General features: G+C 65.0%; 25 protein-coding genes. 15 read left to right on the forward strand and 10 right to left on the reverse strand.

The window, feature by feature from the left end; genetic code table 11:
- The first annotated feature begins 67 nt into the window (after window positions 1-67).
- Genes G6N48_RS25660 through G6N48_RS25680 form a run of 5 tightly spaced genes read left to right on the forward strand, consistent with a single transcriptional unit; the run spans window position 68 to window position 4848 of the window.
- The gene (locus tag G6N48_RS25660) at window positions 68-805 is read left to right on the forward strand and encodes an enoyl-CoA hydratase/isomerase family protein (RefSeq protein WP_232066707.1); all 738 of its coding nucleotides are present in this window, start codon (window positions 68-70) and stop codon (window positions 803-805) included.
- Window positions 805-1554, forward strand: a complete 750-nt coding sequence (locus G6N48_RS25665) for an SDR family NAD(P)-dependent oxidoreductase (RefSeq protein ID WP_085270053.1) — start codon at window positions 805-807, stop codon at window positions 1552-1554. Before G6N48_RS25660 ends, G6N48_RS25665 begins: the two co-directional genes overlap by 1 nt.
- Window positions 1551-3191 (forward strand): AMP-binding protein, encoded by a 1641-nt coding sequence (locus tag G6N48_RS25670; RefSeq protein WP_085270052.1) that lies wholly within the window; start codon window positions 1551-1553, stop codon window positions 3189-3191. The genes G6N48_RS25665 and G6N48_RS25670 overlap by 4 nt, the downstream gene beginning before the upstream one ends.
- On the forward strand, window positions 3188-4012 hold the full coding sequence (locus G6N48_RS25675) for an acyl-CoA thioesterase (protein ID WP_085270051.1): 825 nt from the start codon (window positions 3188-3190) through the stop codon (window positions 4010-4012). Before G6N48_RS25670 ends, G6N48_RS25675 begins: the two co-directional genes overlap by 4 nt.
- Window positions 4009-4848 carry an enoyl-CoA hydratase gene (locus tag G6N48_RS25680; RefSeq protein ID WP_085270050.1) on the forward strand — a complete coding sequence of 280 codons (840 nt, stop codon included), beginning with the start codon at window positions 4009-4011 and terminating at the stop codon, window positions 4846-4848. The genes G6N48_RS25675 and G6N48_RS25680 overlap by 4 nt, the downstream gene beginning before the upstream one ends.
- A gap of 94 nt (window positions 4849-4942) precedes the next feature.
- Here G6N48_RS25680 and G6N48_RS25685 read toward each other — a convergent pair whose 3' ends face one another.
- Window positions 4943-5242 carry a putative quinol monooxygenase gene (locus tag G6N48_RS25685; protein ID WP_085270138.1) on the reverse strand — a complete coding sequence of 100 codons (300 nt, stop codon included), beginning with the start codon at window positions 5240-5242 and terminating at the stop codon, window positions 4943-4945.
- A gap of 182 nt (window positions 5243-5424) precedes the next feature.
- Here G6N48_RS25685 and G6N48_RS25690 point away from each other — a divergent pair, with 182 nt between their 5' ends.
- The 5 genes from G6N48_RS25690 (at window position 5425) to G6N48_RS25710 (ending at window position 11063) form a co-directional block, all read left to right on the forward strand.
- The gene (locus tag G6N48_RS25690) at window positions 5425-6237 is read left to right on the forward strand and encodes an Rv0792c family HTH-type transcriptional regulator (RefSeq protein ID WP_085270049.1); all 813 of its coding nucleotides are present in this window, start codon (window positions 5425-5427) and stop codon (window positions 6235-6237) included.
- Between the two features lie 8 nt (window positions 6238-6245).
- Window positions 6246-7286 carry an LLM class flavin-dependent oxidoreductase gene (locus G6N48_RS25695; RefSeq protein ID WP_085270048.1) on the forward strand — a complete coding sequence of 347 codons (1041 nt, stop codon included), beginning with the start codon at window positions 6246-6248 and terminating at the stop codon, window positions 7284-7286.
- Between the two features lie 49 nt (window positions 7287-7335).
- Window positions 7336-8070, forward strand: coding sequence for a transglutaminase-like domain-containing protein (locus G6N48_RS25700; protein WP_372511345.1), 735 nt, complete (start codon window positions 7336-7338; stop codon window positions 8068-8070).
- Between the two features lie 67 nt (window positions 8071-8137).
- Window positions 8138-9538, forward strand: coding sequence for an aldehyde dehydrogenase family protein (locus G6N48_RS25705; protein WP_085270046.1), 1401 nt, complete (start codon window positions 8138-8140; stop codon window positions 9536-9538).
- A 28-nt stretch (window positions 9539-9566) separates the two neighbouring features.
- Window positions 9567-11063 carry an aldehyde dehydrogenase family protein gene (locus G6N48_RS25710; protein WP_085270045.1) on the forward strand — a complete coding sequence of 499 codons (1497 nt, stop codon included), beginning with the start codon at window positions 9567-9569 and terminating at the stop codon, window positions 11061-11063.
- Window positions 11064-11479: 416 nt separating this feature from the next.
- On the opposite strand, the gene G6N48_RS25715 is transcribed toward G6N48_RS25710, so the two are convergent.
- The 3 genes from G6N48_RS25715 to oxc are packed head-to-tail and all read right to left on the reverse strand — an operon-like array spanning window position 11480 to window position 14884.
- A complete protein-coding gene (locus G6N48_RS25715) occupies window positions 11480-11800 on the reverse strand; it encodes a GNAT family N-acetyltransferase (protein ID WP_085270044.1) in 321 nt (106 codons plus the stop codon).
- Between the two features lie 42 nt (window positions 11801-11842).
- Entirely contained in the window at window positions 11843-13096 is a 1254-nt protein-coding gene (frc, locus tag G6N48_RS25720; protein ID WP_085270043.1) for a formyl-CoA transferase, read from the reverse strand.
- A gap of 51 nt (window positions 13097-13147) precedes the next feature.
- Window positions 13148-14884 carry an oxalyl-CoA decarboxylase gene (gene oxc, locus G6N48_RS25725; RefSeq protein WP_085270042.1) on the reverse strand — a complete coding sequence of 579 codons (1737 nt, stop codon included), beginning with the start codon at window positions 14882-14884 and terminating at the stop codon, window positions 13148-13150.
- Between the two features lie 348 nt (window positions 14885-15232).
- On the opposite strand from oxc, the gene G6N48_RS25730 reads away from it, so the two are divergent.
- From G6N48_RS25730 to G6N48_RS25740, 3 genes are all read left to right on the forward strand, one after another.
- Window positions 15233-15397, forward strand: coding sequence for a hypothetical protein (locus tag G6N48_RS25730; protein ID WP_161494228.1), 165 nt, complete (start codon window positions 15233-15235; stop codon window positions 15395-15397).
- An 87-nt stretch (window positions 15398-15484) separates the two neighbouring features.
- The gene (locus tag G6N48_RS25735; protein ID WP_139825844.1) at window positions 15485-16279 is read left to right on the forward strand and encodes a TetR/AcrR family transcriptional regulator; all 795 of its coding nucleotides are present in this window, start codon (window positions 15485-15487) and stop codon (window positions 16277-16279) included.
- A gap of 406 nt (window positions 16280-16685) precedes the next feature.
- Window positions 16686-17849, forward strand: coding sequence for a pyridoxal-phosphate-dependent aminotransferase family protein (locus G6N48_RS25740; protein WP_085270039.1), 1164 nt, complete (start codon window positions 16686-16688; stop codon window positions 17847-17849).
- A gap of 172 nt (window positions 17850-18021) precedes the next feature.
- Here the strand turns inward: G6N48_RS25740 and G6N48_RS25745 are convergent, their stop codons facing one another.
- Entirely contained in the window at window positions 18022-18402 is a 381-nt protein-coding gene (locus G6N48_RS25745) for a response regulator transcription factor (protein ID WP_085270038.1), read from the reverse strand.
- Between the two features lie 280 nt (window positions 18403-18682).
- Between G6N48_RS25745 and G6N48_RS25750 the strand changes: the two genes are divergently transcribed.
- Window positions 18683-19657 (forward strand): aldo/keto reductase, encoded by a 975-nt coding sequence (locus G6N48_RS25750; RefSeq protein ID WP_085270137.1) that lies wholly within the window; start codon window positions 18683-18685, stop codon window positions 19655-19657.
- A gap of 287 nt (window positions 19658-19944) precedes the next feature.
- On the opposite strand, the gene G6N48_RS25755 is transcribed toward G6N48_RS25750, so the two are convergent.
- The gene (locus tag G6N48_RS25755; protein WP_232066708.1) at window positions 19945-21432 is read right to left on the reverse strand and encodes a sensor histidine kinase; all 1488 of its coding nucleotides are present in this window, start codon (window positions 21430-21432) and stop codon (window positions 19945-19947) included.
- Window positions 21433-21981: 549 nt separating this feature from the next.
- On the opposite strand from G6N48_RS25755, the gene G6N48_RS25760 reads away from it, so the two are divergent.
- Window positions 21982-22635, forward strand: a complete 654-nt coding sequence (locus tag G6N48_RS25760) for a response regulator (RefSeq protein ID WP_085270036.1) — start codon at window positions 21982-21984, stop codon at window positions 22633-22635.
- A 41-nt stretch (window positions 22636-22676) separates the two neighbouring features.
- On the opposite strand, the gene G6N48_RS25765 is transcribed toward G6N48_RS25760, so the two are convergent.
- From G6N48_RS25765 to G6N48_RS25780, 4 genes are all read right to left on the reverse strand, one after another.
- Window positions 22677-23168 (reverse strand): Dps family protein, encoded by a 492-nt coding sequence (locus G6N48_RS25765; RefSeq protein ID WP_139825843.1) that lies wholly within the window; start codon window positions 23166-23168, stop codon window positions 22677-22679.
- 1174 nt (window positions 23169-24342) lie between these two features.
- A complete protein-coding gene (locus G6N48_RS25770; protein ID WP_085270034.1) occupies window positions 24343-24777 on the reverse strand; it encodes a cupin domain-containing protein in 435 nt (144 codons plus the stop codon).
- A 16-nt stretch (window positions 24778-24793) separates the two neighbouring features.
- Complete coding sequence (locus G6N48_RS25775) at window positions 24794-25978, reverse strand: FAD binding domain-containing protein (RefSeq protein ID WP_085270033.1); 1185 nt, start codon at window positions 25976-25978, stop codon at window positions 24794-24796.
- Window positions 25979-26036: 58 nt separating this feature from the next.
- Window positions 26037-26672, reverse strand: coding sequence for an MIP/aquaporin family protein (locus G6N48_RS25780; RefSeq protein WP_232066709.1), 636 nt, complete (start codon window positions 26670-26672; stop codon window positions 26037-26039).
- Window positions 26673-26840 lie beyond the last annotated feature (168 nt).

Raw genomic sequence — 26840 nt, forward strand, 5'->3', positions numbered from 1 at the left:
CGGCGATCCGTCCTGCACGGAGGCGCATCCGGCCGTTGTCGTGGACCGTGTCGGGCAGGTGGCGCGCGTGACCCTGGCCCGCCCCGACAAGGCCAACGCGATCGACGCCGAGATCACCGATGCCCTGCTCAACGCGGTCTCGGCGCTGCGCGATGACCCAGACGTGCGCGCAATGGTGCTGACCGGTCAGGGCAACGCGTTCAGCGCAGGCGGGGACTTCGAGACCATCCGCGCGATGCGCGATGACCGCCAGCTGCGCGACACCGTGCTGGCTGCCCACCAGGAGCTGTTCTGGGTTCTGACGCGCCTGCCGTTTCCCACCGTCGCCGCCGTCAATGGCGCCGCGGTCGGCGCCGGCGTCACGGTGGCGCTGTTGTGCGATCTGGTCGTGATGGCCGAAGACGCCTTCCTCAGCGACCCGCGGGTCTCGCTCGGGCTGCTCGACGGCGCAGGGGGGTTCGTGCTGTGGCCGTTGCTGACCAGTCTGTCCGCCGCCAAGGAACATCTACTGCTGGGAGACCGGGTCAGCGGCACGGAAGCCCATCGCCTGGGGCTGGCTAATCGTGCGGTGCCCGCATCCGACGTGTTGGGGGAGGCGATGCAACTAGCCAAACGCCTCGCCGCGCTCCCGCGGCACGCCGTCCAGCAGACGCGCCAGCTGCTGAATTTCCACATCGATCGGGTCGCCGCGCTGCTGCCGCATTGCGCCCGCGCCGAAAGCGAGTGTTTCGACACCGAGGAGCATCGCTTGCTGCTGGAGCGGCTGAGTGCCAGGGCGGCGGCCAAGTCTTCGGGGACCCCCTAATGGGCACCGAAACTCGGGTCGCGCTCGTCACCGGCGGAACCCGGGGGATAGGTCGTGCCATCACCGATCGGCTGACGCGATCCGGTGTCACGGTGGCCGCGGCGTACGCCCAGGACGTCGCCGCTGCACAGGCGGTGCGTGACGACGGTGCCAGGCGCGGCGCCACCGTCACCCTGCATCAGGCTGACGTCGGGCAGCCGGCTTCCTGTCAGAGCCTGGTCGGCGAGGTTCTCGAGCAGCATGGGCGGCTGGATTACCTGGTCAACAACGCCGGGATGGTCAACGAGCAACGCCTCAGCGAGATCAGCCACGAGGACTGGCACCGCCAGGTCGCGGTGAATCTGTCGTCGGCGTTCTTCGTCAGCCAGGCCGCTTTGGCGCACATGACTCAGCAGCGTTTTGGGCGGGTGGTCAACATCGGCTCGGTTACGGCGCTACTGGGCAGCCCAGTGCAGGTCGCGTATGGCGCTGCCAAAGGCGGAATCGTCGGCTTGACTCGATCCTGCGCTCGCGCTGTGGCCCGCAAGGGCATCACCGTGAATTGCGTGATTCCTGGCAGCTTCGACACCGACATGTCGGCCCAGCTGCTGTACACCGACCGGGATGCGGTCACGTCGATGATCCCGGTTGGACGCTGGGGTCGTCCCGAGGAGCTGGCGCACGCGGTCGTGTTTCTGCTTGACGACCTCGCGTCCTATATGACCGGTGCGGTCCTGACCGTTGACGGCGGAATGAGCATGGGCGGATGAGGAACCGAACGCGACTCACTGCGACCAACATCGTGGCGCCACCGGTGGCCCCGGAACGCCTCGCGGAATACCGAAGCTTCGGCTATGTCAGCGACCAGACGATCTCTGCGTCGGTTGTCCGCGCCGCCCGCCAGTGGGGCTCACACCCGGCCATCATCGAAGGGGGCCATCAGCTGACCTACCAGGAGCTGCTCGAGGTGGTCGAACGCGCTGCGGCGTGGCTGGGCGCAGCGGGCGTCGGGCCCGGTGACGTGGTCTGCTGGCAGACGCCGAACTGGTGGGAAGCGCACGTGCTGGGTCTGGCGGTCTGGCATGCCGGGGCGGTGAGCTGCCCGATCGCCCCGTTCTACCGGGAACATGAGCTTCGCCAGGTCATCGGGCAGGTGCGGCCGGCCGCAGTGGTGACAGCAGAGACGTTTCGCGGGTTCCCTCACGCCGAAGCGTTCGACGACCTGCTCGTGGGGGCTGGTCTCGGCGACGTCGCCCGGGTCGTGCTGCGGGGAACCCGGCCGGGCTGGTCGCCGTTCGACGTGGTCGTGTCGCACAGTCGCTGCCAAGATTTCGCCTCCGTCGGAGCCGATGATCCGTGCCTGATCCTCTTCACTTCTGGGACGACTTCGGGTGCCAAGGCCGCCGTGCATTCGTCGCGCACGTTGCTCGCCGAAACCCGCCAGCTCGCCGGCGCGTGGGGCCTGTCCTGGGAGGACGTCGCCTACATGGCTGCCCCGTTGCAGCACATCACCGGTGTGCTCAATGCGATGACCATCCCGCTGCTGGTCGGCGCCTCCGCGGTGCTGGCCGACCGCTGGGAAGCCGACGTCGCGGTGTCCGACATCATGCGTCACCGGGTGACCTATTCGGCCGGGGCGACGGTGTTCCTCCAGGAATTGACCGACGCCGCCCGCGCCGCCCACGTGCACCTGCCGTTGCGGATGTTCGCCTGCGGCGGCTCGGCGGTGCCTCGCGCCGTGATGGAACGCAGCGAAGAACAGGGGATCCCGGCCGCACGCGTCTACGGCATGACCGAGCTTCCGACCGTGACGGTGATGAATCGCGCCCACCCATTCGAGCTGCGCGCGGAGACCGACGGCGCGATCGCCCCGGGGGTGCAGGTCCGGGTCGTCGGGACCGATGGCGAGCGACTGGCCGCGGGCTGCGCCGGCGAACTGCTGGTGTGCGGGCCCGAGCAGATGCTCGGCTACCTCGATCCTGCTGCCAATCGGGCCGCCCTCGACGACGCGGGCTGGTTCTCCACCGGGGACGTCGGTGTGGTCGATGCCGCCGGCTTCGTCACCATCACCGGGCGCGTCAAAGACGTGATCAATCGCGGCGGCGAGAAGTTCTCCGCCCGCGACATCGAAGACCTGCTCGTCAAACACCCCGCGGTGCGTCACGCCGCGGTGGTGCCCGGACCCGACGCCAGGTTCGGTGAGGTCCCGGTGGCGTTCGTCGTTGTCGATCCGCCGGGCCAGGTGTCGGCCGACGACCTGTCGCGTCACCTGCACGCGACCGGACTGGCCCGCCAAAAGACTCCCGTCGCATGGCATTTCGTGGACGCTTTGCCAATGACGCCGTCGGGCAAGGTCAAGAAGTTCGAGCTGGTCGCAATGGCGGGCGCGGTGGAGAGGCTGGGATGAATCTCGATCAATTCCGTGCCATGCTCACCCTGAGTGACGACCGAGAGGGCCGCACAGTGTTGCCCGTCCCGGACGCGAGCGTCGAGCGGATCTTCGGCGGACAAATCATGGCCCAGCTCATCGCGGCCGCCGCGCCGCCGGGATCGGCCAAAGCGGTGAAGTCATTGCACATCGCGTTCCCGCGCGCCGGACGCGCCGCCGAGCCGTTGTATCTGGACTTGGAGCGAACCTACGACGGGCGCTCGTTGGGGCATCGGCGTGCGGTGGCGTGGCAGGGGCAGGAGGTCGACCGCCGGGTGGTCGCGACCGCGTCGATCCTCGTCGACCGCGCCGATGATGGATACGACTATCAGTACAGCGCCGCCGCGGCCGGTGATCCGATGGCGGCCAAACCCATTGACTTCGCTGTCATCCCGGGCGAAGCTCGCTTGATCGGCGAGGGTCTGGATGTCGACGAAGCCAAGGCCGCGGACCTGGGGTTCTGGATGCGCTGCCCAGACTTCACCGATACCGCGCTTGCGCAGCCCGTCATCGCCTACGTCTCGGACTGGCCACTGATCGGCACCCTGCTCAAAGCGTTGCCCGGGGTCAGCCAGCGCGATGCCCACGTCAGTGTCCAAACCGGTGTCGTGACCCATTCGGTGTGGTTTCACCATCCGTTCGACGTCTCGGAGTGGCTGCGGGTGCAGATCCACGGCGTGCGACTGGTGGGCGGTCGCGGATTCGGCACCGGCGAGGTCTACACCCGGTCCGGATCACACGTGGCGTCCTTCGCGCAGGAAAGTGTCATAAGGACCCCACCGAAAGGAATGCAGCCATGACAGCTCAACACTTCGTCCGCTATGACGTCGACGACCGGGTTGCGGTCATCACCTTGGACCGCCCCGAGGCCGCCAACGCCCAAACCCCGGGCGTCCTCAAGGACCTCGACGACGCGTGGCGGCGCGCCGACGAAGATCCCGAGGTCCGGGTCATCGTTTTAGAGACCACCGGCAAGCACTTCTCCGCCGGGCACGACATGTCGGGCAACGATCCGTCGGCCGACGGGCGCAACCTGCGCCCGCAGCGCAGCGACGGCAAGCTACTCGCGGACACCTACTACGACTGGGAGACCCGCGGCTACCTGGAGTATGCGAAGCGCTGGCGCGACATCCCCAAGCCGTCCATCGCCGCCGTGCAGGGCAAGTGCATCGCGGCCGGGCTGATGCTGTGCTGGCCATGCGATCTCATCGTTGCGGCGGACAACGCGCAGTTCTCCGACCCGGTGGGTCTGATGGGGATCATGGGCGTCGAATACCACGCCCACACCTGGGAATTCGGGCCTCGCAAGGCGAAGGAAATGCTGTTCACCGCCAGTTCGGTGACCGCCGAGGAGGCGCTGCGCTGCGGGATGGTCAACCACGTCGTACCGCTGGACAACCTCCGTTCGGCCACAATGGATCTCGCCCAGCGCGTCGCGCAGACCGACCCGTGGGCGTTGCGCATGGCCAAACGGGCGGTCAACCACACCCTGGACACGATGGGCTTCTCGACCGCGATCGCTTCCTGTTTCGATATGCATCACCTCGGCCACACCCGGGCGCTGGCCGCGACCGACGGGCAGACCGTCGTGATGGCCAACCTGGAACGGATGAAGGCCGCGGGCCGCACCCCTTGACGTTATTTGTCGCCAAGGCCGCCGCATCGACCTTGAGATAGACCGCGCTCATCATGTGGCCCATGGGGGCCTTCCGTGCGGGTACGTGAGATCGCTAGGCCTCATCGACGGCCGCGAGCACCGTGACGGAGACCGGGTTGGCCAGTAACGAGCTCAGTTGGGCGCGATAGTCGCGGTAGTGGTCAGTCGTGCGGTGGTGCTCGAGGGCGGCCTGATCGCCATAGCGCTCGATAAGCACCAAGTCGCCGTCGGCGGGCACCTCGTAGAGGTTGTAGCTGTGGCATCCCGCCTCGGATCGCGTGGGAGCGACCATGCCCTCGAGGAGGGCCTGCAGCTCAGAGCGTTTTTCGGGGAGGGGAACAAATCGGGCGACAACGCTTACAGGGTGGGACACGAGCAACTCCTGAAGATGAGGTGACTGAGGTCGCTTTGACAAACGCCTTAGTAGACGTTTTAATACGTCTTATGACGAATGTCAACACCGCGCCGTGTATCTCTACCCGAGGTGGCCCAGACGAGGCGGTGCGCAATGGAAGTGGATACCGGATGGCTCCGGGGTGCGATGTAATACGTTTCATGACGTCTCACCAGGACTCCCCTCGATTCGACCTCACGGACGCTGACCTGCACGTTTCACGTGGAAGTGTGCCGGCGAGCGTTCAGCTCGCGGAAATGCTCAAGGCGCAGATCCTGGAACAGCGGCTTCCTGCGGGCAGTCGGCTGCCGACCGAACAAGAGCTGATCGCACGTTCCGGCCTCAGCCGGGTCACCGTACGCGCCGCGGTCGGGATCCTCGAGGACGAAGGATGGCTGGTCCGCCGCCAGGGCCTGGGGACATTCGTGGCCGAACCGGTCAAACAGGAGCTGGAGTCCGGTGTCCGGACCATCGCCGAAGTCCTTGTCAGCCGGGGGGTGACGCCGCGCGTCGAGGTGTTGTCCCATGAAGTCGTCCCAGCACCGGACCGGGTGGGCGCCACTCTGGGGCGTTCGGAAGTGCTGCGGATCCAGCGGCGCTACACCGAGAACGATCAGCCGATGGCGATCATGACCGCGTACCTGCCGGCGGATCTGCCCGACGACGCGGTCGAGCCGCTGCTTTCGGCAGAGCCGGCGACCGAGACGACGTACACGATGTGGGAGCAACGACTCGGCGTGCGCATCGGCTCGGCCACCCACGAGATTCACGCCGCGGGCGCCTCCCCGGAAATCGCTGCGGCACTGGGGTTGTCGGAAGGCGCACCCGTTCTGGTACTGCGCCGCACCAGTTACACCGATAAGGACAAGCCGCTGGAGGTCGTGGTCTTCCACCACCGTCCCGAGCGATACGAATTCTCCGTCACGCTGCCTCGGACGATGCCGGGCCGGCAGGCCGGGATGACCGAAAGGTAGATAGGCCGATGCGCGAATACAACGACGAACAGTCGCAACACGAAGGTCCGCATTTCGGGTTGATTCTTGCCCTGATGACCGAGGGGTTGGCGATCGGCGAATATCCCGAGATGGTCCGGGTGGCCCACATCGCCGAAAGTTACGGCTTCGCTTCCGCCTGGCTGTGCGACCACTTCCTGACATTGAGTCCCGACGACTACGTCAAGCACGCCGGCATCAGCGGCGGCGATCAGCACCGGGAGAAAACGCGGCCGGCGACGATGCCTTTACTCGAGGCCTGGACGGCGCTGAGCGCGCTCGCCCGCGACACGACAAATATCCGCCTCGGAACCAGCGTGCTGTGTAACTCCTACCGCCATCCCTCAGTCCTGGCCAAGATGGCAGCCACGTTGGACGTCATCTCCGACGGTCGCCTGGACCTCGGACTGGGCGCCGGCTGGTTCCAGCGCGAAGCCGACGCGTACGGGATCCCTTTCTTGCCCGTCGGGGAGCGGGTCGCCGCGTTCGGTGAGGCGCTGGAGCTCATCAAGGAGATCTGGACGCAGCCCAATCCGGTGTACTCGGGCCGGTTCTACACGCTGGACGGAGCCGTCTGCGACCCGCCGCCCTTCCAGAAGCCACACCCACCACTGTGGGTCGGAGGCGAAGGCGACCGCGTGCACCGAATCGCCGCCCGCTCTGCGCAGGGAATCAACGTCAGGTGGTGGTCTCCCGAAAAGGTGCGGCAGCGCCAAGATTTCCTTGCTCAGGCCTGCGCCGCAGTTGAACGCGACCCCTCGACGCTACGATTTTCACTGACTGCCTTGCTCGCTCCGACTCATTCCGACGGTCAGGAAGCCCAGATCAGGGCGGAGTTCTCGGCGATTCCGGATTCGGGTCTGATCGTCGGCCCCGTGGATAAGTGCATCGAGCAGATCAATGAATATTACGAATCCGGAGTGGATACCTTCCTGTTCACTATTCCGAACGTTGCACAATCGGAGCTCATACATACGGTCGGTCAAGAGGTTCTTACTGCGTTCCGGGGAGTGGCTACTCGAAGTAATTAATCGCTCCCTTCATTTCACTCTAGTCGGACAAAAAGCAAGGAGTAGTTCTATAATGCATGCCAAAAACGGCTTGACAAACAATGTCGATCCCTATCTGCAATCTAGCGAATACCTCGACGCAGACCATCCATTAGTGGCCGGACTCGCGGAGAAACTCACCCACGGCGCCGAGTCCGATGTGGAACGGATCCGGGCGATTTACCTTTACGTCCGCGATCTTCCGTACGACATCCTCGAATCCTTCCGTTATCTGGCGGCCGGCGAGCGCTCTGCCAGTGCCGTCCTCGAGCATGGCGTCGCCTTCTGCATGGGTAAGGCCAGCTCATTCGTGGCGTTGTCCCGGGCGGCGGGCGTGCCCGCGCGCATCGCTTTCCAGACGCTCTACTCGCCGGAAAAGGAGTTCCTCTCACCGGAAGTTCGGGCACTCTGGGGCGGCAAACGCGGGCGGCCGCTGACTTGGCACTCGCTGGGGGAAGCCTTCCTCAACGGCCGCTGGGTCAAGCTCGACGCAACCATCGAGGCGCCCACGGCGGCACGGCTCGGCAAGCCCTACACGCAGGAATTCGACGGAATCACCGACATCCCTACCGTCGAAGGTCCTATTTTGCGCGAGAACGGCAGTTATGCGGATTATCCGCCGGAGGTTGCGCACTGGTATGAGGTCGTTGCAACCGCAGTTCTGAACGGGCTCGATTCAGCGGCAAACCGTACACGAGTTGCGGAAGATGATGAGCTCTGGGCCGGTCCGGCACTCGATGAAGTGCGACGTCACGCAGTACGTTGAACCGCTGATTTTTCGTGTCCTGAAAACATTTTTTTGCCACACATAAAGGACCTCTAAGGAGGATTTCATGTCAGCGTCACAAATAGTTTCGATCAACCCCGCCACCGAAGAAGTCAATGCCACCTTCGAGCCAAGCTCGGCCCGAGACGTCGAGCGTGCCCTGGAGCGTGCGACGGCCGCCGCGCAGGCCTGGCGGGCAGTTCCAGTGAGCGAGCGGGCGAAAAGCCTGTTTGCGATGGCGGACACGCTGCGCGCCAACCGGGAGCGACTTGCCCGCCATATCACCCAGGAGATGGGCAAACCGCTGCTGGAAGCGCAGGCCGAAGTCGATAAAAGCGCGTTGTGCTGCGAGTTCTACGCCGAGCACGGGCCGGCGATGCTGGCCGACCAGCCGGTGCCCACCTCGGCCAAGCGGTCCTACGTGTCCTATGAGCCCCTGGGGTTGGTGCTGGCGGTGATGCCCTGGAACTTCCCACTGTGGCAGGTGTTGCGGTTCGCCCCTCCGACGCTTCTGGCCGGCAACGGGATCGTGCTCAAACACGCGCCCAACGTTCCGCAATGCGCACTCGACATCGCCGACATCATCGACGAGGTGTGCCCGCCGGGGCTGTTCACTACCCTGCTCGTGGGCGCAGAACGGGTCGGCGACCTCCTCGCCGACGACCGGATCCAAGCGGTCACGCTGACGGCGTCGACCGAAGTCGGGCAGCAGGTGGCCGCCACCGCGGCCCGTTATCTCAAACGACAAGTGCTCGAACTCGGCGGATCTGATCCGTTCATCGTGCTGGCGGACGCCGACGTCGCCGCCGCCGCGGCCGCTGCCGTCTCCGCGCGTAACCACAATGCCGGGCAGAGCTGTATCGCCGCCAAACGGTTCATCGTCGAGGACGCCGTCCGCGGCGAGTTCACCGAAGCGTTCGCCGCCGGCGTCGCGAAGCTCACCGTGGGCGACCCGATGCTCGAGAACACCCGGGTGGGGCCGCTGGCCAAAGCGAGCATCAGGCAGTCGCTGGTCAGTCAGGTTGAGCGCAGTGTGTCGGCCGGCGCGCGGTTGGTCACCGGGGGAATCTCACTGCAAGGTCGGGGGTACTTCTACCAGCCCGCGGTGCTCGACGAGGTGAACCCCGAGATGGCGGTCAGCGCGGAAGAGACGTTCGGGCCTGTGGCCGCGATCATTTCCGTCCCAGACGCCAGCAGTGCGGTCGCGGCGGCCAATGCGACGGAGTTCGGCCTCGGGGCGAGCCTGTGGACCTCGGATCTGGAGCGTGCGGCCATGCTGATTCCTCAGCTCGGTGCCGGCGCGGTGTTCGTCAACGACATCGTGACTTCCGACCCCCGGATGCCCTTTGGCGGCATCAAGCACAGCGGCTACGGCCGCGAGCTCGGCGCCTTCGGCCCGCGGGAGTTCACCAACGTCAAATCGGTGTGGATCGGCCCTTCGCGCGACGCGCGGAACTTATCGGAATAGCACCCAATTAACGAAGGAAACATGACCAATGAAAATCATGCCAGTGTCGGAAATCAGGCAACTCGCCGCGACCGAGCTTTACATCGACGGGCAGTTTCAGCTGGGCTCCGTCGTAAACGCGATCTCGGTGACGAACCCGTTCAACAACGAGGAGATCTGCCGGGTCGCGCCCGCCAGCGAGGCGCAAGTCCAGGATGCGATCGGGGCGGCAGCGACGGCGTTTAAAGCATCAACGTGGCAGTCATTCACAGGCCGCGACCGTGGAACGCTGCTGTATCGACTTGCCGAACTGCTGCGCCGCGACCTCGAAATCTTCGCAACGCTGGAAGCCGTCGACACCGGGATTCCCATCCGTGAGACCAGGATGGAGGTCGCCACCTCGGCGCGGCACTTGGAATACTATGCCGGTTTTGCCGACAAGATCGAGGGCAGCTACCAAGATCTTGGGGCACGGTTCAACTATGTCCGGCGGGAGCCATATGGCGTCATCGGCCAGATCGTTCCGTGGAACACGCCGCTCAAGCTGATGGCCCGCGGCTTCGCCGCTGCTATCGCCTGCGGAAACACCATGGTCGTCAAACCCTCCGTCGTGGCTCCCCTCAGCGTTTTGCGATTCGCCAAGACCGTGCACGAAGCCGGATTTCCGCCGGGCTGCGTCAACATCATCACCGGCAGTGGCCGAACGGTCGGCAAGGCGATCGTCGAGCATCCGCAAGTCCGCAAGATCATCTTCACCGGCGGAACCGAAGGCGGGCACGAAATTCTTCAACAGGCGGTGCGCACGGTGACGCCGGCCGTGCTCGAGCTTGGCGGCAAAGGCCCCATCATCGTTTGTGAGGACGTCGATTGGGACGAAGCCGTCGACGGCGTCCTGACGCAAGCGTTCGCGCGCAAGGCGGAGGTGTGCTTTGCCGGTACTCGCTTGTTTGTGCCCGCTGGCATGCATGACGAATTCGTCGCGGACCTTGCCGCGAAGGCAGCCAGAATCCCGATGGGGAATCCGTTGAACGATCGCACCCAGCTCGGGCCGCTTATGTCGCCAGAGCGCCTAACCGAAATCCTCGAAAAAGTGGACAAAGCCCAGGCGGATGGCGCGACGATCTACTGCGGTGGACGCAAGGCTCAACAGCAGGGCCTCGAGAAAGGGAATTTTCTTCCGCCGACCATACTGACGGAAGTGACGCCGCGGATGTCGGTGGCGCGGGATGAGTTGTTCGGTCCTGTCCTCTGCGTGACGGCGTACCGTGAGGTCGCTGATGCCGTGGCGATGGCGAACGATTCCGACTATGGGCTCGCGAGCTACGTCTGGTCGAACGACATTCGGAAAAGCACGAAAATCGCCGACGCCTTGGAATCGGGCAACGTCTTCATCAACTCATACGGCTACCAGTCCGAGATTCCGTTCGGCGGCTACAAGATGAGCGGAATCGGTCGCGAGCACGGCGCAGAAGCCATCCACGAATACACCCAGGCCAAAAGCATCACCGTCGGTCTCGAACGATTCACATCCCGGTTCGACGTCTGACAGAGCTTTCGGATTAGGGAGCCTTGGTATCACAGCCAGGACGGGCTGCGCGTGAAATTTTGCGTCTTTGGTGCCGGTGCCATCGGCGGCCATGTCGCTGCGCGGCTGTGACACACCGCCCGGCTACATCTTTTTCGGTTCCGAGCCATATCGACGTCGCTCTCGCTTAGTCGTCTGCGAGCGACGCCACCGATCCCCCCCGCCACCGGCACTTGTTTTTTTGCTGGCGCGAGCAAACATAAGCTGCTAGCAAATTACTTGGAAGGAGACTCAACCATGACCGGGGATCGCTGCGCTCCCGCAGCCGGTCGTCGGCGTTGAGCGCGGTACGGCCATGGCGGGCCAGGTACACCCGTACAACAACGTCGCTCCCGACGGATTCGGAGGTACAGCTGGCCGCCATGCGGATGCGGAAGCTAGACCATTTCGGTTTCGTTGGTGACGGGGTCGACGATGTCGTCGAACTCCTTGTGCTTATGCAGGAATGCGGCGACCATTGGGCAGACGGCGACGATGCGCAGTCCGTCGGCGTTCGAGGACTTGACGGCCTCGTTGACGAGAATCGTTGCAAGACCGCGCCCTTGGAATGCGTCGTCCACCTCAGTGTGAACAAATACGCGCCGATCACCGCGATCTGCGAATGCCGCGACTCCGACGGTCTGCCCGTCGACAGTGATCGCGAACTCTTTACCGCGCCGGGTCACTGTCGCTGGCGCGCCGGTGTTATCGGTGGTCATTGTCAATCCTTTCTCCGCGTGCCTGGCTGTTGGCGCGCCCCGTCATACAACGCCCTCGGCGTGCAGTGCGGCGATCGTGTCTGCGTCGTAGCCCAGTTCGGTGAGGACCTGGTCGGTGTGTTCGCCGAGCAGCGGCGACCCGGTGATCTGTGGAGCGAAGTCAGAGAACTTGACGGGGCACCCGACGGTCAGGTACGAGCCACGCTCTTTATGCTCGACTTCCACGACGCTGCCGCTAGTGCGTAGTGCGGGGTCGTAGGCGATCTCTTTCATGGAAAGCACCGGCGCGCAGGGCACCTCGTACTTGCGCAGGGTGTCGACCGCCTCGTATTTGGTCTTGTCGGCCAACCACTTTTCGATCTCGTCGAAGATGTCGAAGATGTGCGACTGGCGGGCCTCAACGGTGCAGTAGGCCGGGTCGTGAACCCATTCCGGCCGCTCGATCGCCTCGCAGGTGCGCTCCCAGTTCTGTTCCTGGATGGTGAAGTAGATGTAGGCGTTGGGGTCGGTCTCCCATCCCTTGCACTTGAGCACCCAGCCGGGCTGACCGCCGCCGCCGGCGTTGCCGCCGCGCGGCACGGTGTCAGTGAAGGTGCCGTTGGGGTATTGGGGGTATTCCTCCAGATAGCCGAGCCGCTCGAGGCGCTCTTGATCGCGCAGCTTCACGCGGCAAAGGTTGAGCACGGCGTCTTGCATCGACACTGAAACCTTTTGCCCCACACCGGTCTTCTCGCGAGCCATCAGGGCGGTGAGTATGCCGATCAACAGGTGCATCCCGGTGTTGGAATCGCCGAGGGCCGCCGCGCTGACGGTGGGCGGTCCGTCCCAGAAGCCGGTGGTCGATGCTGCGCCGCCGGCGCACTGAGCGACGTTTTCGTAGACTTTGAGATCAGCCCACGGCGAGTCCTCGTTGAATCCCTTGACGGAGCCGAAGATCAGCCGTGGGTTGAGTTCGTGGATGTGTTCCCAGCTCAGGCCCATGCGATCCATCGCACCAGGGGCGAAATTCTCGACGAGCACGTCGGCGTCGCAGATCAGCTTTTCCATGACCTCTTTTCCCTCGGGGGTCTTAGTGTTGATCGCAAGTGAGCGTTTGTTGCTGTTGAGCATGGTGAAATACAGGGCGTCGACGTCCGGGATGTCGCGCAGCTGATGGCGGGTGACGTCGCCGCCGGTGGTGCGCTCGACCTTGAGGACGTCGGCGCCGAACCAGGCCAGCATCTGGGTGCAGGCGGGGCCTGCCTGGACCCCGGTGAAGTCGATCACCTTGATTCCGCTCAATGGTTGTTGGTTCATGATGGTTTTCCTTTCTCGTGAAATTTCTTTGGTTTCGGGACACGGACGCTGTCACGCGTGCCCGAGGCTTTTGGGGTTGAGGTTGGTCAGGTGGCCGCTTTCGGTGCCGGCCGTCGGGTCGATGACGCAGTCGATCAGCGCCGGCGCACCTTTGGCCAGCGCGTCGGCGAGGGCGGTGGACAGTTCGGCCGGTGTTGCGGCCTGATAACCCGTGCCGCCGAATGCTTCGATCAGCCGGTCGTGGCGGGCGCTGAGCATCAACGTTGTCGGGGACGGATCCGCGGAGGCGGAGTTGACGTCGTCGCCTTTGTAGACGCCGCCGTTGTTGAACACGACGACCACGATCGGCAGCTGGTAGCGACAGATCGTCTCGAGCTCCATGCCGGAAAACCCGAACGCGCTGTCGCCTTCGATGGCCACGACCGGGGCGTCGGTCTCGACGGCCGCACCGATCGCGTAGCCCATGCCGATGCCCATGATTCCCCAGGTGCCGCTGTCGAGCCGATGGCGGGGCACCCGCATGTCGATCACGTTGCGGGCGAAGTCCAGTGTGTTGGCTCCTTCGCTGACGATGTAGGCCTGCGGGTATGCCCGCATCACGTCGCGTATTGCGCGCAGTGCGCCGTAGAATTGCATCGGATGCGCATCTGCCGACCGCGACAGTCGCTGCGACATCCTGGCCACGTTCTGCGCCGAGTACGCGCTTAGCCTGTCGCGCCACGGTGTTGGAGCCATGATTCGGCCGCGGCTCTGTTCGATCAGTGCATCCATGACCGAGCTGATGTCTCCGACAAGCGGTGCGGCAATGGGCTGGTTGCTGTCGAATTCGGCCGCCTCGATGTCGACCTGGATGAACTTCGCGTTGGGGTTCCACTGGGGTGCTTCGCCATGGCCGAGCAGCCAATTGAGCCGGGCGCCGACGAGCATGACGACATCGGCTTCACGCAATGCCAGTGAGCGGGCGGCGGCCACGGACTGCGGATGGTCGTCGGGCAGTAAGCCTTTGGCCATCGACATGGGCAGAAACGGTAGCCCTGTGCTTTTGATGAAGGTCTGAATCTGGTTGTCGGCCTGGGCGTATGCGGCTCCCTTGCCCAACACCACCAGCGGGCGCCGCGCACCTGCCAACAGCGTGATGGCCCGGTTCACCGCTTTCGGGGCGGGCAGTTGGCGCGGCGCCGGGTCGACCACCCGCCACAGCGACTTCGCGCCTTTGTGTGCGTCGATGACCTCGCCGAGCACCGCGGCCGGGATGTCCAGATAAACGCCGCCGGGACGGCCGGACACCGCGGTGCGGATCGCGCGGGCGATGCCGCGGCCGATGTCTTCGGCGCGGTCCACCCGATATGCGGCTTTGGCGAAGCGTTCTGCCGCCGTCATCTGGTCGAGTTCCTCGTAGTCACCGCGTTTGAGGTCGACGATGTGGCGTTCGCTGGATCCCGAAATCTGTACCACCGGGAAGCAATTCGTGGTGGCGTTCGCCAGCGCGACCAGGCCGTTGAGGAATCCCGGGCCCGAGACCGTCAAACAGACTCCCGGTTGCTTGGTGAGAAAGCCAGCTGCTGCAGCCGCGTGGACCGCATCGCTTTCGTGCCGAAAGCCGATGTAGCGGATACCCGATGCCTGTGCGATCCGAGCGAGGTCGGTGATCGGGATGCCGACCAATCCATAGATGGTGTGAACGTCGTTGAGTTTCAGCGCATCAACGACCAGGTGATGACCATCGGTCAGCCCGTGTCCAGTGCGGGCACCATTGACGATGGTGTCAGTTGAGTGTGTAGCGGTCATAATGCTTGCTCTCCCAATGCGGGTTGGTGGTTGTGCTCTTTGCCTTCACGCTCCGCCACCTGGACGGGCCGTGTCCAAGACCGATCGCTGAAGTCGCGATAACCGGTGCTTATCAGCCGAGCCGGCGTGTTGGTCGGGCGTTGAAGAATTCGTTGTGCCCCAAGCTCTTTGCTGCGGTGACGGAGTACTTCGATCTCTGTGACGCCGCGGGCGCCGGTGCATGCGCGGAAGCAGTTCGACGTACATTGGCAAGCCAGCAGCACTTCTGCCGACCTGGGCGCTGTGACGCGGGAACGCCTGGCTGGGGTTGGCCACACCGGCGAGGCGGCGCCAAGAGCGGATCGCGCTATGGGTGAGCGCCAGAATGCGATTGGCCGCCAGATCACCGGCTACCAACTCGAGCGCGCTCACGGCATGACCGGTGACAGCGTCGAGCTTTACCCAGTGCCCGGTGGCGATGATCGCAGTCGATTGGTGTGCGGCCCAGACGCCATGGAGCCCGCCGGCATCTAACGTCGGGTCGATCGCACCCGGCGTCTGGCGTGCTCGCTGGCGATCCGTGCAAAACCGGTCGTTGCTGCTGCCGTAGAAACTCACCGCGTGTTCCTCTCGCATCATGGATTACAGTTTGAACTATTTCTCGCCGCATGGCAAGAAAATATCTGCGGGGGGAGGTATCGTGCGGTCATGGCGACTGATGCCGTGCAGGCAGCCGAGACACGTGGCCGGCCACGTATACGCGACGACGACGAGATCCTGCGAGCCGCATTACACGCTTTCGCCAAGCATGGCTACGACGGAATGTCGCTACGCACGCTCAACGCCGAGATGGGACTCAGCCGCGGCACCATCAACCAGCGGTTCCGTTCAAAAGAGCAGCTCTGGTACGCCGCAGTCGATCATGGATTCCGGCAACTGACGGACGATCTCAACGCCGAGCTGCAACAACGAATGGTTCCCGACGACGATCTGTCGCGGTTACGTGAAGGCATCCGCGCATTCCTGCTCGCCTCTGCCCGGCGCCCCGAGCTCGTCAGGTTGATGAACCAGGAAGGCCTGCACTCGACCAGCCGCCTCGACTACATCGTGGCGTCGTTCACATTGCCGACGCTGACTCCGGTATGGCAGGCACTGAACCGGCTCGCCGACGCCGGCCGGGTCCGACGCGTGCCCGCCCGAACCCTGCTGTTCCTCATCGCCCACGGCGCCGCCGCGCCGTTCACCCTGGGCCCACTCTCGGATCGATTCGACCCCTTTGACGGCCCCCTGGATCCCGTCGACCACATCGAGCTGGTCACCGACATCATCTTCTCCGGGCTCTGCGTCACCCAGCCCGACGCCGCCGGCAATCCCAACGGCCGCTCGCGCGCCTCCAAAACAAAACGCCGAGCCTGACCTAGCCACCGGCAGCGAGCACCGCCCCAGGATGGTGAGCCCGCCGGGACGCGAGACGTCGCTGGACGCCACGATCCCGATCGACAGTCCGTGAGCAGGGAGACCGGCGTTGCCGCCAGCTCTGCTGCCGTCCAGGGCGACAAATTGTTCAGTGATGAAATAAGGCGCGCTTCCGGTGGGCAAGTATTCCAGCTGGCAGGGGCCACTGATAGGCGCCAACGGTGACGACACGCATTCGCTGACGGGCAATTCTTGGGGGACGGGATTCGGATATCGCTGCGATATCGACCCACCCTTCCCCCACGGGCCAAGGCCCTGACACGGCGCCTCGGAGTTCGTATGACGGGGCGGCGCAGACTTTTACGACATGTGTTGGGTGACCTACCGATTGATTAAGGAGTTCGTTGTGAGCCATCCGAGCGGTCGCCACTTCCTGCAAATCCCGGGCCCGACGAATGTCCCGGGCCGAGTCCTGCGTGCGATGGCGGCGCCGACTATCGACCATCGCGGGCCATCGTTCCAAGCCCTTGCCCTCGAAGTTCTCGCACTGCTTGGTCCGGTATTCGCCACCGAGGGCCCAGTGGTGGTCTACCCGGGCTCGGGAACGGGCGGCTGGGAGGCGGCGCTGGTGAACACGCTGAGCCCCGGCGACACCGTACTAGCCTTCGACACGGGGCATTTCGCGACGTTGTGGCGGGAGATGGCTGCCCGGCTCGGGCTGGTCGTCGACTTCGTGCCCGGCGATTGGCGGCACGGGGTGGACCCTGGTGTCGTCGCGCAGAAACTGGCCGCTGACACGGCGCGGGCCGTCAAAGCGGTGTGTGTGGTGCACAACGAGACTTCCACCGGGGTGGTCAGTCCGATCGCCGAAGTCCGCCAAGCCATCGACAGTGTCGGCCACCCGGCGTTGCTGTTGGTCGACGCCGTTTCCTCGCTCGGTTGTATCGACTACCGGCATGACGAGTGGGGGGTCGACGTGACGGTCGCCGGATCTCAGAAGGGGCTGATGCTGCCGCCGGGGCTGAGCTTCAACGCCATCAGTCAAAAGGCGCTCGATGTCTCGACCAGCTCCGGCTCGCCCAGGTCGTACTGGGACTGGCAGCCGATCCTGGCGGCCAATCGGAACGGGTCCTTTCCGTACACACCTGCCACCAACCTGCTCTATGGGCTGCGGGAGGCGCTGACCATGCTCTACGACGAGGGCCTTCCGCAAGTGTTCGCACGCCACGCTCGCCACGCAGCCGCGACCAGGGCGGCTGTGCGCGCGTGGGGCCTCGATGTGGTTTGCCTCGACAAGGGCGGCCACTCCGGCTCGGTGACGGCGGTGCTGCTGCCTGATGGGCACGACGCCGACGCGGTCCGTGGCATCATCCTGGACCGCTTCGACATGTCGCTCGGTGCCGGCCTGGGCAAGCTGGCGGGAAGCACGTTCCGGATCGGTCATCTCGGCCATTTCAATGATCTGACACTGGCCGGGACTCTCGCCGGGGTGCAGATGGGGCTGCAGCTCGCCGAGATTCCTATCGACCCGAGCGGCGTGAGCGCCGCTCTGGAGCAGCTGCGCGCATGACCCTGAGTCCGGACTACCTGCCAGCCGCAATCGGTTCGATCCGCGCAGTAGCGGGGCCCAGGCCACAGACCCCCCGCGAAGGGCAGTCACCGCGGTCGGCTCGACACAGCGGCTGCCACTGCTGGCGGCAGACGTTTCTCGAATTCCATTGTCGCACAGTATGAGACGTCCGTCATTCGTCCTGGGGCAGGCCTGCTGGGCCGCGGACGAGATCGCGGATCGCGCCGGCCGTCAGAGCGAACTTGGCGAGGAACCCGACGGCGGGGCTGGTCGCGATCATGTCGGCGAAGTCCTGCTCGGCATGGGTGGAGATCAGTATCACCGGTGATGGCGTGGGCAACGCGGATCGGTAGAGTTGCTCAGCGAGTTCGAACCCGTTCTCGATACCGAGGTTAACGTCGACGAGCGTCACGTCCGGTCGCTGCTCCTCGAAGCATCGAAGAGCCTCGGCGCTGGTCGATGCCACGCCTACGACCGTGATGCCGCCGTGTTCGAGCAGACCGCGCGCAGCGTCGACGAAAGCCGCGCTGTCATCAACGATCATGCAGCGCATTGCGTACCTCTCATACCCATGAGGTCAGCTTCTCAGTGGGTTGGACTGACCGGCATTACCGCTAGCCGTAAGCCGGCCGTAAACGGCGCGCGCGCGGTCGTGCTGTGGCGCTGAGAATCCCGGCTGCCAGGGAATTCGTAGATGCCCGGTAGACATAGATTCCAGCTGGCGGGGAGGACCCGATTGCGGTCAGCGGTGGCGACACGGGCGCGCCGGCGCGCAATCGTGGTTCATGGCAGAGCCGGAAGTACGAATGTGCGCGAACGACTTGGAGAGCGAAATGAAGTACACCACATTGGGGCAAACTGGGCTCAACGTTTCCCGCATCGCCTTCGGCACCTGGCAGCTGGGTGGGGACTGGGGTCGTTTCGACGAGGATGCCGCCATCGCCGCGGTCCGTCGCGCTCGCGAATTGGGCGTCAACTTCTTCGATACGGCGCAGGCCTACGGTTTCGGTGCGTCCGAGCAGATCCTCGGCGAGGCGCTCCGCGACGAGCTCACCGCTGAGCGCGACGAACTCGTGATTGCCACCAAAGGCGGCCTGCGGCAGACAGATTCCGGTCTGGTCCGAGACGCGAGCCCCGAGTGGTTGCGCCGGGGAGTCGACGCCAGCTTGACCGCGCTGGGCGTCGACCACATCGACTTGTACCAGGTGCATTGGCCCGACCCGAGCGTGTCAGCCGCGGAGACGGCGGGCGCGCTACGCGAATTGGTCTGCGACGGCAAGATCGGCCACGTCGGCGTATCCAACTACAACGCCTGGCAGATGGCGGAGTTCTCCGCGACACTTCCGGTTGAGACGTTGCAACCGCCGTACCATCTGTTCCGCCGCGAGATCGAGGACGGCGAACTGCCATACTGCCGCGCACATAACATCGGGGTGCTGGTGTACGGGCCGTTGGCCCACGGGCTGCTGACGGGAACGCTGAGCACCCATACCGCGTTCGCCGCCGATGATTGGCGCAGCACCAGCGGTGTATTCCAAGGCGGCGATTTCGAACTTAACCTGGCGACGGTGCGCGCCCTGGCGATGTTCGCCGCCGACCTTGGGGTCACCATCAGCCAGTTGGCCATCGCTTGGACGCTGGCCAACCCCTCCGTGCATGTCGCCATCGTCGGCGCCCGGCAAGCAGGTCATGTTCAAGACAGTGTCGCCGCCGCGGACGTGTCGCTCAGCGAAGCCGACCTCGACACGATCGACACCATCATGAGTTTCGGCGCGCAGGTGGCCGGGCCGTCCCCTGAGGGCATGTGATGGCCGACCACCTGCGACGCGTTGCCGTGTTGGGGACCGGAACGATGGCTGCCCCGGTGACGCGCAACCCGCGCGTCGTCGATCCCTGGTTCGCAGGCAATCTGGATTCAGATGAGCACGGTCCGGCGACGAGGACGTCGCCGCGGCCGTTACCCAGTCCGCCGGGGCCCGCGTCGCGCGGTACGAGCCTGACTTAGCTCCCCAAGTGACGATCCCGCAAGGCGCAGCATCGCGAGTCGCCAAGAACGGCAAACACTTCGACCACGCGCCAACGTCGACGGGCGCGGTCAGAACGGGATGGTCGCGAGCAGCGACGTCCCACTCCCGACCGGACTGGACACCCGCAGCTGTCCGCCCAGCGCCTCCACGCGGTCGGTCAGGCCGGTGAGCCCGGACCCCCTGCCCGCGTCGGCTCCTCCGATTCCGTCGTCCCGGATGGATAGACGGACGTTAGGACCGTCTGTTTCGACGGTCACCCTTACCTCGGATGCCTGCGCGTACTTGGCCGCGTTGGTCAGGGATTCGGCAACGACGTAGTAGGCGGCAACTTCGACGGAATCGGGCAACCGTTGATCGACAGCGACGCGGAGCGCGACGGGGACGCCGGAGCGGCGGGCGAGCGTTTTGAGAGCCGGCCCCAGTCCGCCCCGCGACAGGATCGCGGGATGTATCCCCCGGGATATCTCCTGGAGGTCCGTGGAGACACCGGTCAGCCCGTCGACGATCTCAGCAAGTTGCTCGCGCACCGATCCGAGGTCTGGTGGCACGGAAGCCTCTGCAGCACGGAGCCTGAGCCCCAACGTCACGAGCCGCTGCTGCGCACCGTCATGCAGATCGCGTTCGAAGCGCCGCCTGGCCTCATCGCCGGCGGCGACGATCCGGGCGCGAGACGCCGTGAGTTGGGCATGAGTCTCGGCGTTGGCGATCGCGGTCGTGACGAGATCGGCGAACTCCCCGACCCGCGACTCGGTGTCGGGCGGTAGCGGATCGGGTTGTGACGAGCCGACAATGGCCGCGCCCCACACGCGGCCGTCGACCATGATCGGCACTCCGACACCCGACCGCATCCCCAGTCGGCGGATGTAATCGGCGGCCGGACCGGGAGCATCGTCATGGTCGTCCATCCGGGCGGGACGACCGGTGCGGAAAATCATCGCCGCGACAGATTCGCCGTCGAGCGAAAACCGTTTACCGACAGCCAGTTCCGTCTGAAACTCGTGGTGCCCGGCGATCAACAGACCTGCGCCGTCGGGCTCGAAGCGGAACAGCGTCGTATGGCGCACCCCCAGGCACAGGGCCAGTTCGTCGGCCACCGCGCAGAACACCTCGGACGGAGCGACCCCGTGGGCGACCAGTGTCGCCACCCGGCGCAACGAAGCCTGCAGGTCGGCGACCGCGCGAAGCGCGTCACGGCTGTGCTCGGCCTCGACGGCACGTGTCCTGGCCAGCTGCGCCAGCGTGGTGGCCACCAGTGCGACAATCAGGAAGATGCCGATCACTGCCCAGTCTTCGACTCTGGTCAGGGTGAAGGCGGCCGGCCCGGTCCGGAAGTAGTCGAAGGCGACGGCGCTGGCCACTGACATCGCCGCCGAGAGCCCGAATCCCCACACCCCGGAGACCACCAGAACACCGACCAGGTACAGCACGCCGAACGCGTCGCCAGGCGCGACTCGCTTGAGTAGCAGCACCACAACGGATTCCACCAAAATCAACGACGCGGCGACTACCAGGCCCAGCCACACCGGCGGGCGCGCTGCACGTGACAGCAGTGCCACGGGGCAAGCCCGTGTCGGCGACGGGTGAACCTCGGTGAGGGCCTGATGGCCCCGGGAACTGACAGCCGGCCGCGACGACGGCCGGCCGGGCGCTCGTGTGCTTCTCCGCGTCATTAGGCCGGCTCAGATCGATGGATGCGGACATGGACGTGACCGCAACCGGAATTTTAACCCCCGCCTTGTATCGCCCGGATCCCGCCGCGTGAGCGATCCGTCGTTCCGCCGGCCGGCGCGCCGTTCAAACCCGCCACGGCGATTTCCGGTAAACCCGGTGGCTCTCGCGAGCTATCCTCAAATCACGTTATCGAGGAGCTTGCATGGATAGGCGCGTGTTGGCGCGGAGTGCCGGGTTCCTCGGCGCCGCCGGCCGAGACCGAGCCGGTGAAACTCGATGCACTGCCCGCGACTGCCGCCGGGGCGGGGAGGAACTTGAGACAAGCCCAGCGCCGCAACGGTTTCACAGTGGATGACACCGCCGCGCCCGTCGCTGGCGGCGACCAGCGCGGCGACCGAAACAGCCCCGCCCCGACGCAACAAGGCGGTTGAGGCGTGGGCCGTGTGCGGGTGGTGGTGGCTGAGGATGATGTGCTGCTGCGAGAGGGTTTGGCCAGCCTGCTGGATCGGTCGGGCTTTGATGTGGTGGGGCAGGCCGGTGATGGTGTGCAGTTGCTGGGGTTGGCGCGTGAGCAGGCCCCGGACTTGGTGGTGACCGATATCCGGATGCCGCCGGATCATTCCACCGAGGGGCTGGATGCGGCGCGGGTGATACGCGAGGAGCTGCCTGATACGGCGATCCTGGTGCTGTCGGCGCATGTCGATGTCGAGCATGCGATGGAGTTGTTGGCCAGCGGGCGCAGCGTCGGTTATCTGCTCAAGAGTCGGGTCACCGACGTGGCCGACTTCGTGGACACGCTGGGGCGGATCGCCAAGGGCGCCTCGGTGGTGGATCCGGCGCTGGTGGCCGAGTTGGTGTCGGCGCGGCGACGCAATGATCCCCTGGCGGCGCTCAGTGCGCGCGAACGTGAGGTGTTGGCGTTGATGGCCGAGGGGCGCTCCAATGCCGGGATCGCTCACCGGATCTGGGTCACCGAGGGCACCGTGGAAAAGCATGTCCGCAGTATCTTGACCAAGCTGAATCTGCCCGAGACCGGTGATGACCACCGCCGGGTGCTGGCGGTGGTCACCTTCTTGGAGGCGCACTGATCAATGCGGCAGGCTTGCCGTGATCTTGCCTGCGGTCGTTGTCAGATTTTGCGGTTCTCGGATTTGAGCATCCAGGCGGCCTTTTCCAACGCGTCGATGATGGTGTGCAGCAGGTCGGCGCTGGAGGGGTCGGCGTCGTCGACGTCGTCGTGGACGGTGCGGAGGGTGTGGGCCGCCGTGTAGATCGCGGTGGTGATGAAGTCGACGGTGTCGGTCGTGGTCTGCTCGGCCGCGGGGAAGGCGGGCAGTGTGGTCGATGCCGTGACGGTGTCGGATCGTCCGTCGGGAACCGCGTTGAGGGCGCGGATGCGCTCGGCGATGGTGTCGCTGGCGTCCCGCGCGATGTCGACGATTTCGTCGAGTTGCAGGTGAAGATCGCGAAAGTTGGTGCCCACGACATTCCAGTGCGCTTGTTTGCCCTGCAGGTGCAGTTCGATGAGGTCGACGAGGACGCGCTGGAGGTTCTCGGTCAGGCTCGGCGGGGCATCGAATTCCCGCACTTCATCGCGGGATCGGCGTTGGGAACTCAGCATGGTTATGCCTTTCTCGATGTCGGTTCTCAATGTCAGGTAGGACCGTGATGTGTTGTTATGCAGCGGTTCTTGGTGGCGCGCGAAACCCTGGGCCCGCGAGCCGGTGGACGACCGTTCTCAGGCCGGCACTCCTTCGCTGGTGGTTTCGCCTCGATCGGTTCTTTATCAGGATCGCTCGTGCGCGAACCGATGTCGTGCCCGCTACCATCCATCTTTGGTACCCGCTGACCGGGGTCGCGGTTCACCGGTGAGCGGCAGTGCCGATCACGCCGGTACCTCCGGTCTGCGGACGCCAACCGTGGTGAGATCCCTTGGCGGCCTGAAAGGTAGCTGTGGCGCCAAGAGTGCCTGACGAGTCCACTCGATACGCAGGTCCTCGTAACGGCGCAGGCGTACCGAACGTCGGCGGCTTGTGCGTCCCGCAGCGGCACGACGAGGGCGATTGCATCCTCGACAGCCTGGTTGCCCCCCTGTCCAGGTGGGTTGTCAACGTGTTCTGACCAGGGTTCGGTCAAGGAGCCTTGAATGACACCGATATACGGCTGGCTGGGGGCCGGATACTCCCGCTGGCAGGGGGCACTGATGGGTATCAGCAGTGGCGACGCCGGCTGCCCGACGCGGAATTATGTCAAGTAGGACAACGGACGTCTGAATGTACCGGGGTTAGGCATCCGGACTCCCGGAGAGCTTCTGTCGCTGTCGGGTCTCACCACCTGCTGCTTTGCAAAGAAAGAGGATGATATGACGACTCAACGCCACCGAGCGGTCACGCGAATTCTGGTCGGTTGTGCTGTCGCCCTTGGCGTTTACGTTGGGGGAGCAGCACCGGCCAGCGCCGACCCGAACTCGATGGGCAGCTCCCAAAATCCGTTCGCCGGCCTCACCTGTAGCTGCCGGCAGACAGCTCCACCCGGCAGCCCAGCTGCGAGAGAACAGATAAAGCGGGGTCTCCGGGAGGGTAGTTCTGCCTGGTTGTCAGTAGCACCGCCATCGACACAGCCCAGGCAGCCGCAGTAAGGTCCCGGCATCTGTTCAACACGCCCGCCTTATCGACGCACTATCACCGGTTTCAGCCTGATGCCGGCAGAACCATGACGCCAGCTTGACAGTGCACGCACCGGCGCGCTCCCACCCCGGGAGTCGTCCGGCGCAATGTGGATTGTGTTGCGACGCTTCAGGGGTGAGGGTACTCGCGCGTCGCCGGCTCGGCGAACTTGTCCAGCTCCGGAAGGTTGACCACTATCGGATCGGGGTTCGAGCGAGTGACGACCCAAACGGTCGGGCGGTCGGCGGACGCATTGACCTCCTGATGCGGAGTGTGCGCCGGTATGAAAACGAAGTCTCCCGGGCCGGCCTCGACGACGTGCTGCAGGCGGTCGCCCCACCGGTACCTGGCGGTGCCTTCAAGGACGTAAAGGATTGTCTCCTGGTCGCCGTGGTGGTGCGCACCGGTCGCTGCGCCGGGTAGCACCGTGCTGAGGAAGGCGCTCAGTACCTTGGCGTCGGGGTTGCGGCTGTCGAAGGCGACCGCCCGATGCAGTCCTGAGGTCTGCGGGGTGTCGTCGGAGAGTTGGTCACGTCGAACGACGCGGACCGACGGCTCGTGCATTGGGGATTCCTTTCTGTCAAAGATCGACCGGTAGTGCGCTGTCCCCGGCCGCGTGCAGTCCGAACGGTGCGGGGTCGCCGACGCGCCACGTGCCTTCGAACTGCACGCTTTGACCGACTGCGCGGGCCCTTTGCATTGCCTGCCGGGCCGCCGGTAGTTGCTGGGTCTCCCAGCCCTTCAGGCGAAGAGGCACCTGCCGCCCAGCGGTATCTAGCAGCGCGTTGCCTAGCTGCCAGGCATCGTCGGCCGCCTTGGCGGTGCCCGCACCGATATGGGGCCGCAGCACGAACGCCGCATCGCCGATCAGACAGGTTCGCCCGAAGGCCATTTTAGGCACCTCGAGGTCGACGATCACCTGTATGAACGGTTCGGCGGTCCGTCGGACGAGCTCGGTGAGCGGCGGTGGAAGCTCGACGTCCGCAGCCGAGTGCAGCTCCTTGAGATGGCGGGTCTGGACCGACCCCGGCGGCACGGTCAGCTCGGCCCTCAGACCGTTGCGGTCGGTGAGCAGGCTGTTGAGGTGGTCTGCGGGCGAGACGTTCCGATACCAGAGCCAGTTGCACAGCACGGACCCGTCCGCGCCCGGAATCGGATAGGTCAGCAAGTGGCCATGCGGCAGGATCCGGTAGGTGATCGCGTCGCGCAGGATGCTCGCTGTACCGCCGCTGAGTTCATCGCGTTCGATGGTGCCTCGCCAGGCCACGTATCCCGCATAGCGCGGTTGGGCTTCGGGCACCAGAATCGCGCGTCCCGTCGAGTGGATGCCGTCGGCGCACACCACCAGGTCTGCGGTCAGCATCTGACCGTCGGTCAGTGACAGCGCAACCTCATCGCCCCGGTTATCCAGGTGCGCAAGCTGCTTCGACAAGTGGTAGCGCTCGATGCCGAAGGCGTCCAGCAGCCCTTGGTACAACTCGAAGTACGAAGCGAACCGATATGCGCAGGGTTGCTCATGGGCGACCGAGCCGTCATCGCCGAGATAACGAAGTCTGCTGGCAGGCACGCCGATGTCGCCAATCGCCTTTCCGGCCCGCTCCACCAGATAGCGAACTGTGGTGGGGTGCGCGACGATGCCGGCCCCGCGATCCTGCAACGGAACCGCACTACGCTCCAGAACGTCGACGTCCCATCCCAGGTCTCTGAGCACCAGCGCCGCCGTGAGGCCCCCGAGTGATCCGCCCACCACGAGTGCTTGACTCACGCGGCTTTCCCGTCCTCGCGAACTCTTGTCCGCGTAGCGATCGGTGCTGGGGGCGTAATCATCTGTCGTCAGGGTTGAGCGCGCGGAAGGTGATTCCGGCCGCGGCGCCGGCGACGGCTTGCGCGACCAGATACACCCACAGCGTCGGCCAGGCGAACATGCCCATCGTCGCCGCACCGATGGTGACCGACGGGTTGAACGCGCCGCCGGAGATCGCGCCGACCGCGAAAGCGCCTGCTAGCACGGTGAAACCAATCGCCAGGCCGAAGTACGAGTTGTCCGGATCGCTCTTGCTCGTCGCCACATTCAGTACCACATAGCACAGAGCGAAGGTGAACAACAGTTCCACCACGAAGGCGGCCGCCAGAGCGTGACCGGCCAGCGTCATCGTCACGGTCGTCGTAGCCTGTGCCGGATCAACGATCCCACGCACCACCGCCGCAGCCAGCAGCCCGGCGCCGAACTGCACGATCCAGTACATGAAGGCGTCACGCACGGCGATCCGGCGCCGCAGCAGCACCGCCAAGGTCACCGCAGGGTTGTAATGGCCGCCCGAGATGTGTCCACCGGCGTAGACCATCACCATCAGGACGGCACCGATAGCAAGCGGGGCGAACTGGGTACCGCTGCCGACGGCGGCACCGACCGTGAACACCAAGAAGAACGTACCGATCGCTTCGGTGGCGTACTTCACTGCCGAGGTAGGTCCGCTGCCGACTTCGGTTGACTCTGCGCCCGTGATTGGCTGACTCGGTGCCTGTGCTGTGACCATGGCTCAAGGATCGCCGTCCTAGGGCCGCGACGTCGTCAGCGCTGACGACCATTCACCGCGCCTGCCAGCTTCACTGCGCGAATACCCGGC

Source organism: Mycobacterium parmense, assembly GCF_010730575.1.
In the GTDB taxonomy this organism is placed as follows: domain Bacteria; phylum Actinomycetota; class Actinomycetes; order Mycobacteriales; family Mycobacteriaceae; genus Mycobacterium; species Mycobacterium parmense.

Coding starts and splice junctions, on each gene's coding strand:
- G6N48_RS25770 (WP_085270034.1), bottom strand. CDS start 24,777: ATGCACGAGCCGTCGGTCCGCGTCGTTCGACGTGACCAACTCTCCGAC.
- G6N48_RS25745 (WP_085270038.1), bottom strand. CDS start 18,402: ATGCGCTGCATGATCGTTGATGACAGCGCGGCTTTCGTCGACGCTGCG.
- G6N48_RS25675 (WP_085270051.1), top strand. CDS start 3,188: ATGAATCTCGATCAATTCCGTGCCATGCTCACCCTGAGTGACGACCGA.
- G6N48_RS25750 (WP_085270137.1), top strand. CDS start 18,683: ATGAAGTACACCACATTGGGGCAAACTGGGCTCAACGTTTCCCGCATC.
- G6N48_RS25765 (WP_139825843.1), bottom strand. CDS start 23,168: ATGCTGAGTTCCCAACGCCGATCCCGCGATGAAGTGCGGGAATTCGAT.
- frc (WP_085270043.1), bottom strand. CDS start 13,096: ATGAACCAACAACCATTGAGCGGAATCAAGGTGATCGACTTCACCGGG.
- G6N48_RS25680 (WP_085270050.1), top strand. CDS start 4,009: ATGACAGCTCAACACTTCGTCCGCTATGACGTCGACGACCGGGTTGCG.
- G6N48_RS25715 (WP_085270044.1), bottom strand. CDS start 11,800: ATGACCACCGATAACACCGGCGCGCCAGCGACAGTGACCCGGCGCGGT.
- G6N48_RS25670 (WP_085270052.1), top strand. CDS start 1,551: ATGAGGAACCGAACGCGACTCACTGCGACCAACATCGTGGCGCCACCG.
- G6N48_RS25690 (WP_085270049.1), top strand. CDS start 5,425: ATGACGTCTCACCAGGACTCCCCTCGATTCGACCTCACGGACGCTGAC.
- G6N48_RS25730 (WP_161494228.1), top strand. CDS start 15,233: ATGGGTGAGCGCCAGAATGCGATTGGCCGCCAGATCACCGGCTACCAA.
- G6N48_RS25665 (WP_085270053.1), top strand. CDS start 805: ATGGGCACCGAAACTCGGGTCGCGCTCGTCACCGGCGGAACCCGGGGG.
- oxc (WP_085270042.1), bottom strand. CDS start 14,884: ATGACCGCTACACACTCAACTGACACCATCGTCAATGGTGCCCGCACT.
- G6N48_RS25710 (WP_085270045.1), top strand. CDS start 9,567: ATGAAAATCATGCCAGTGTCGGAAATCAGGCAACTCGCCGCGACCGAG.
- G6N48_RS25705 (WP_085270046.1), top strand. CDS start 8,138: ATGTCAGCGTCACAAATAGTTTCGATCAACCCCGCCACCGAAGAAGTC.
- G6N48_RS25695 (WP_085270048.1), top strand. CDS start 6,246: ATGCGCGAATACAACGACGAACAGTCGCAACACGAAGGTCCGCATTTC.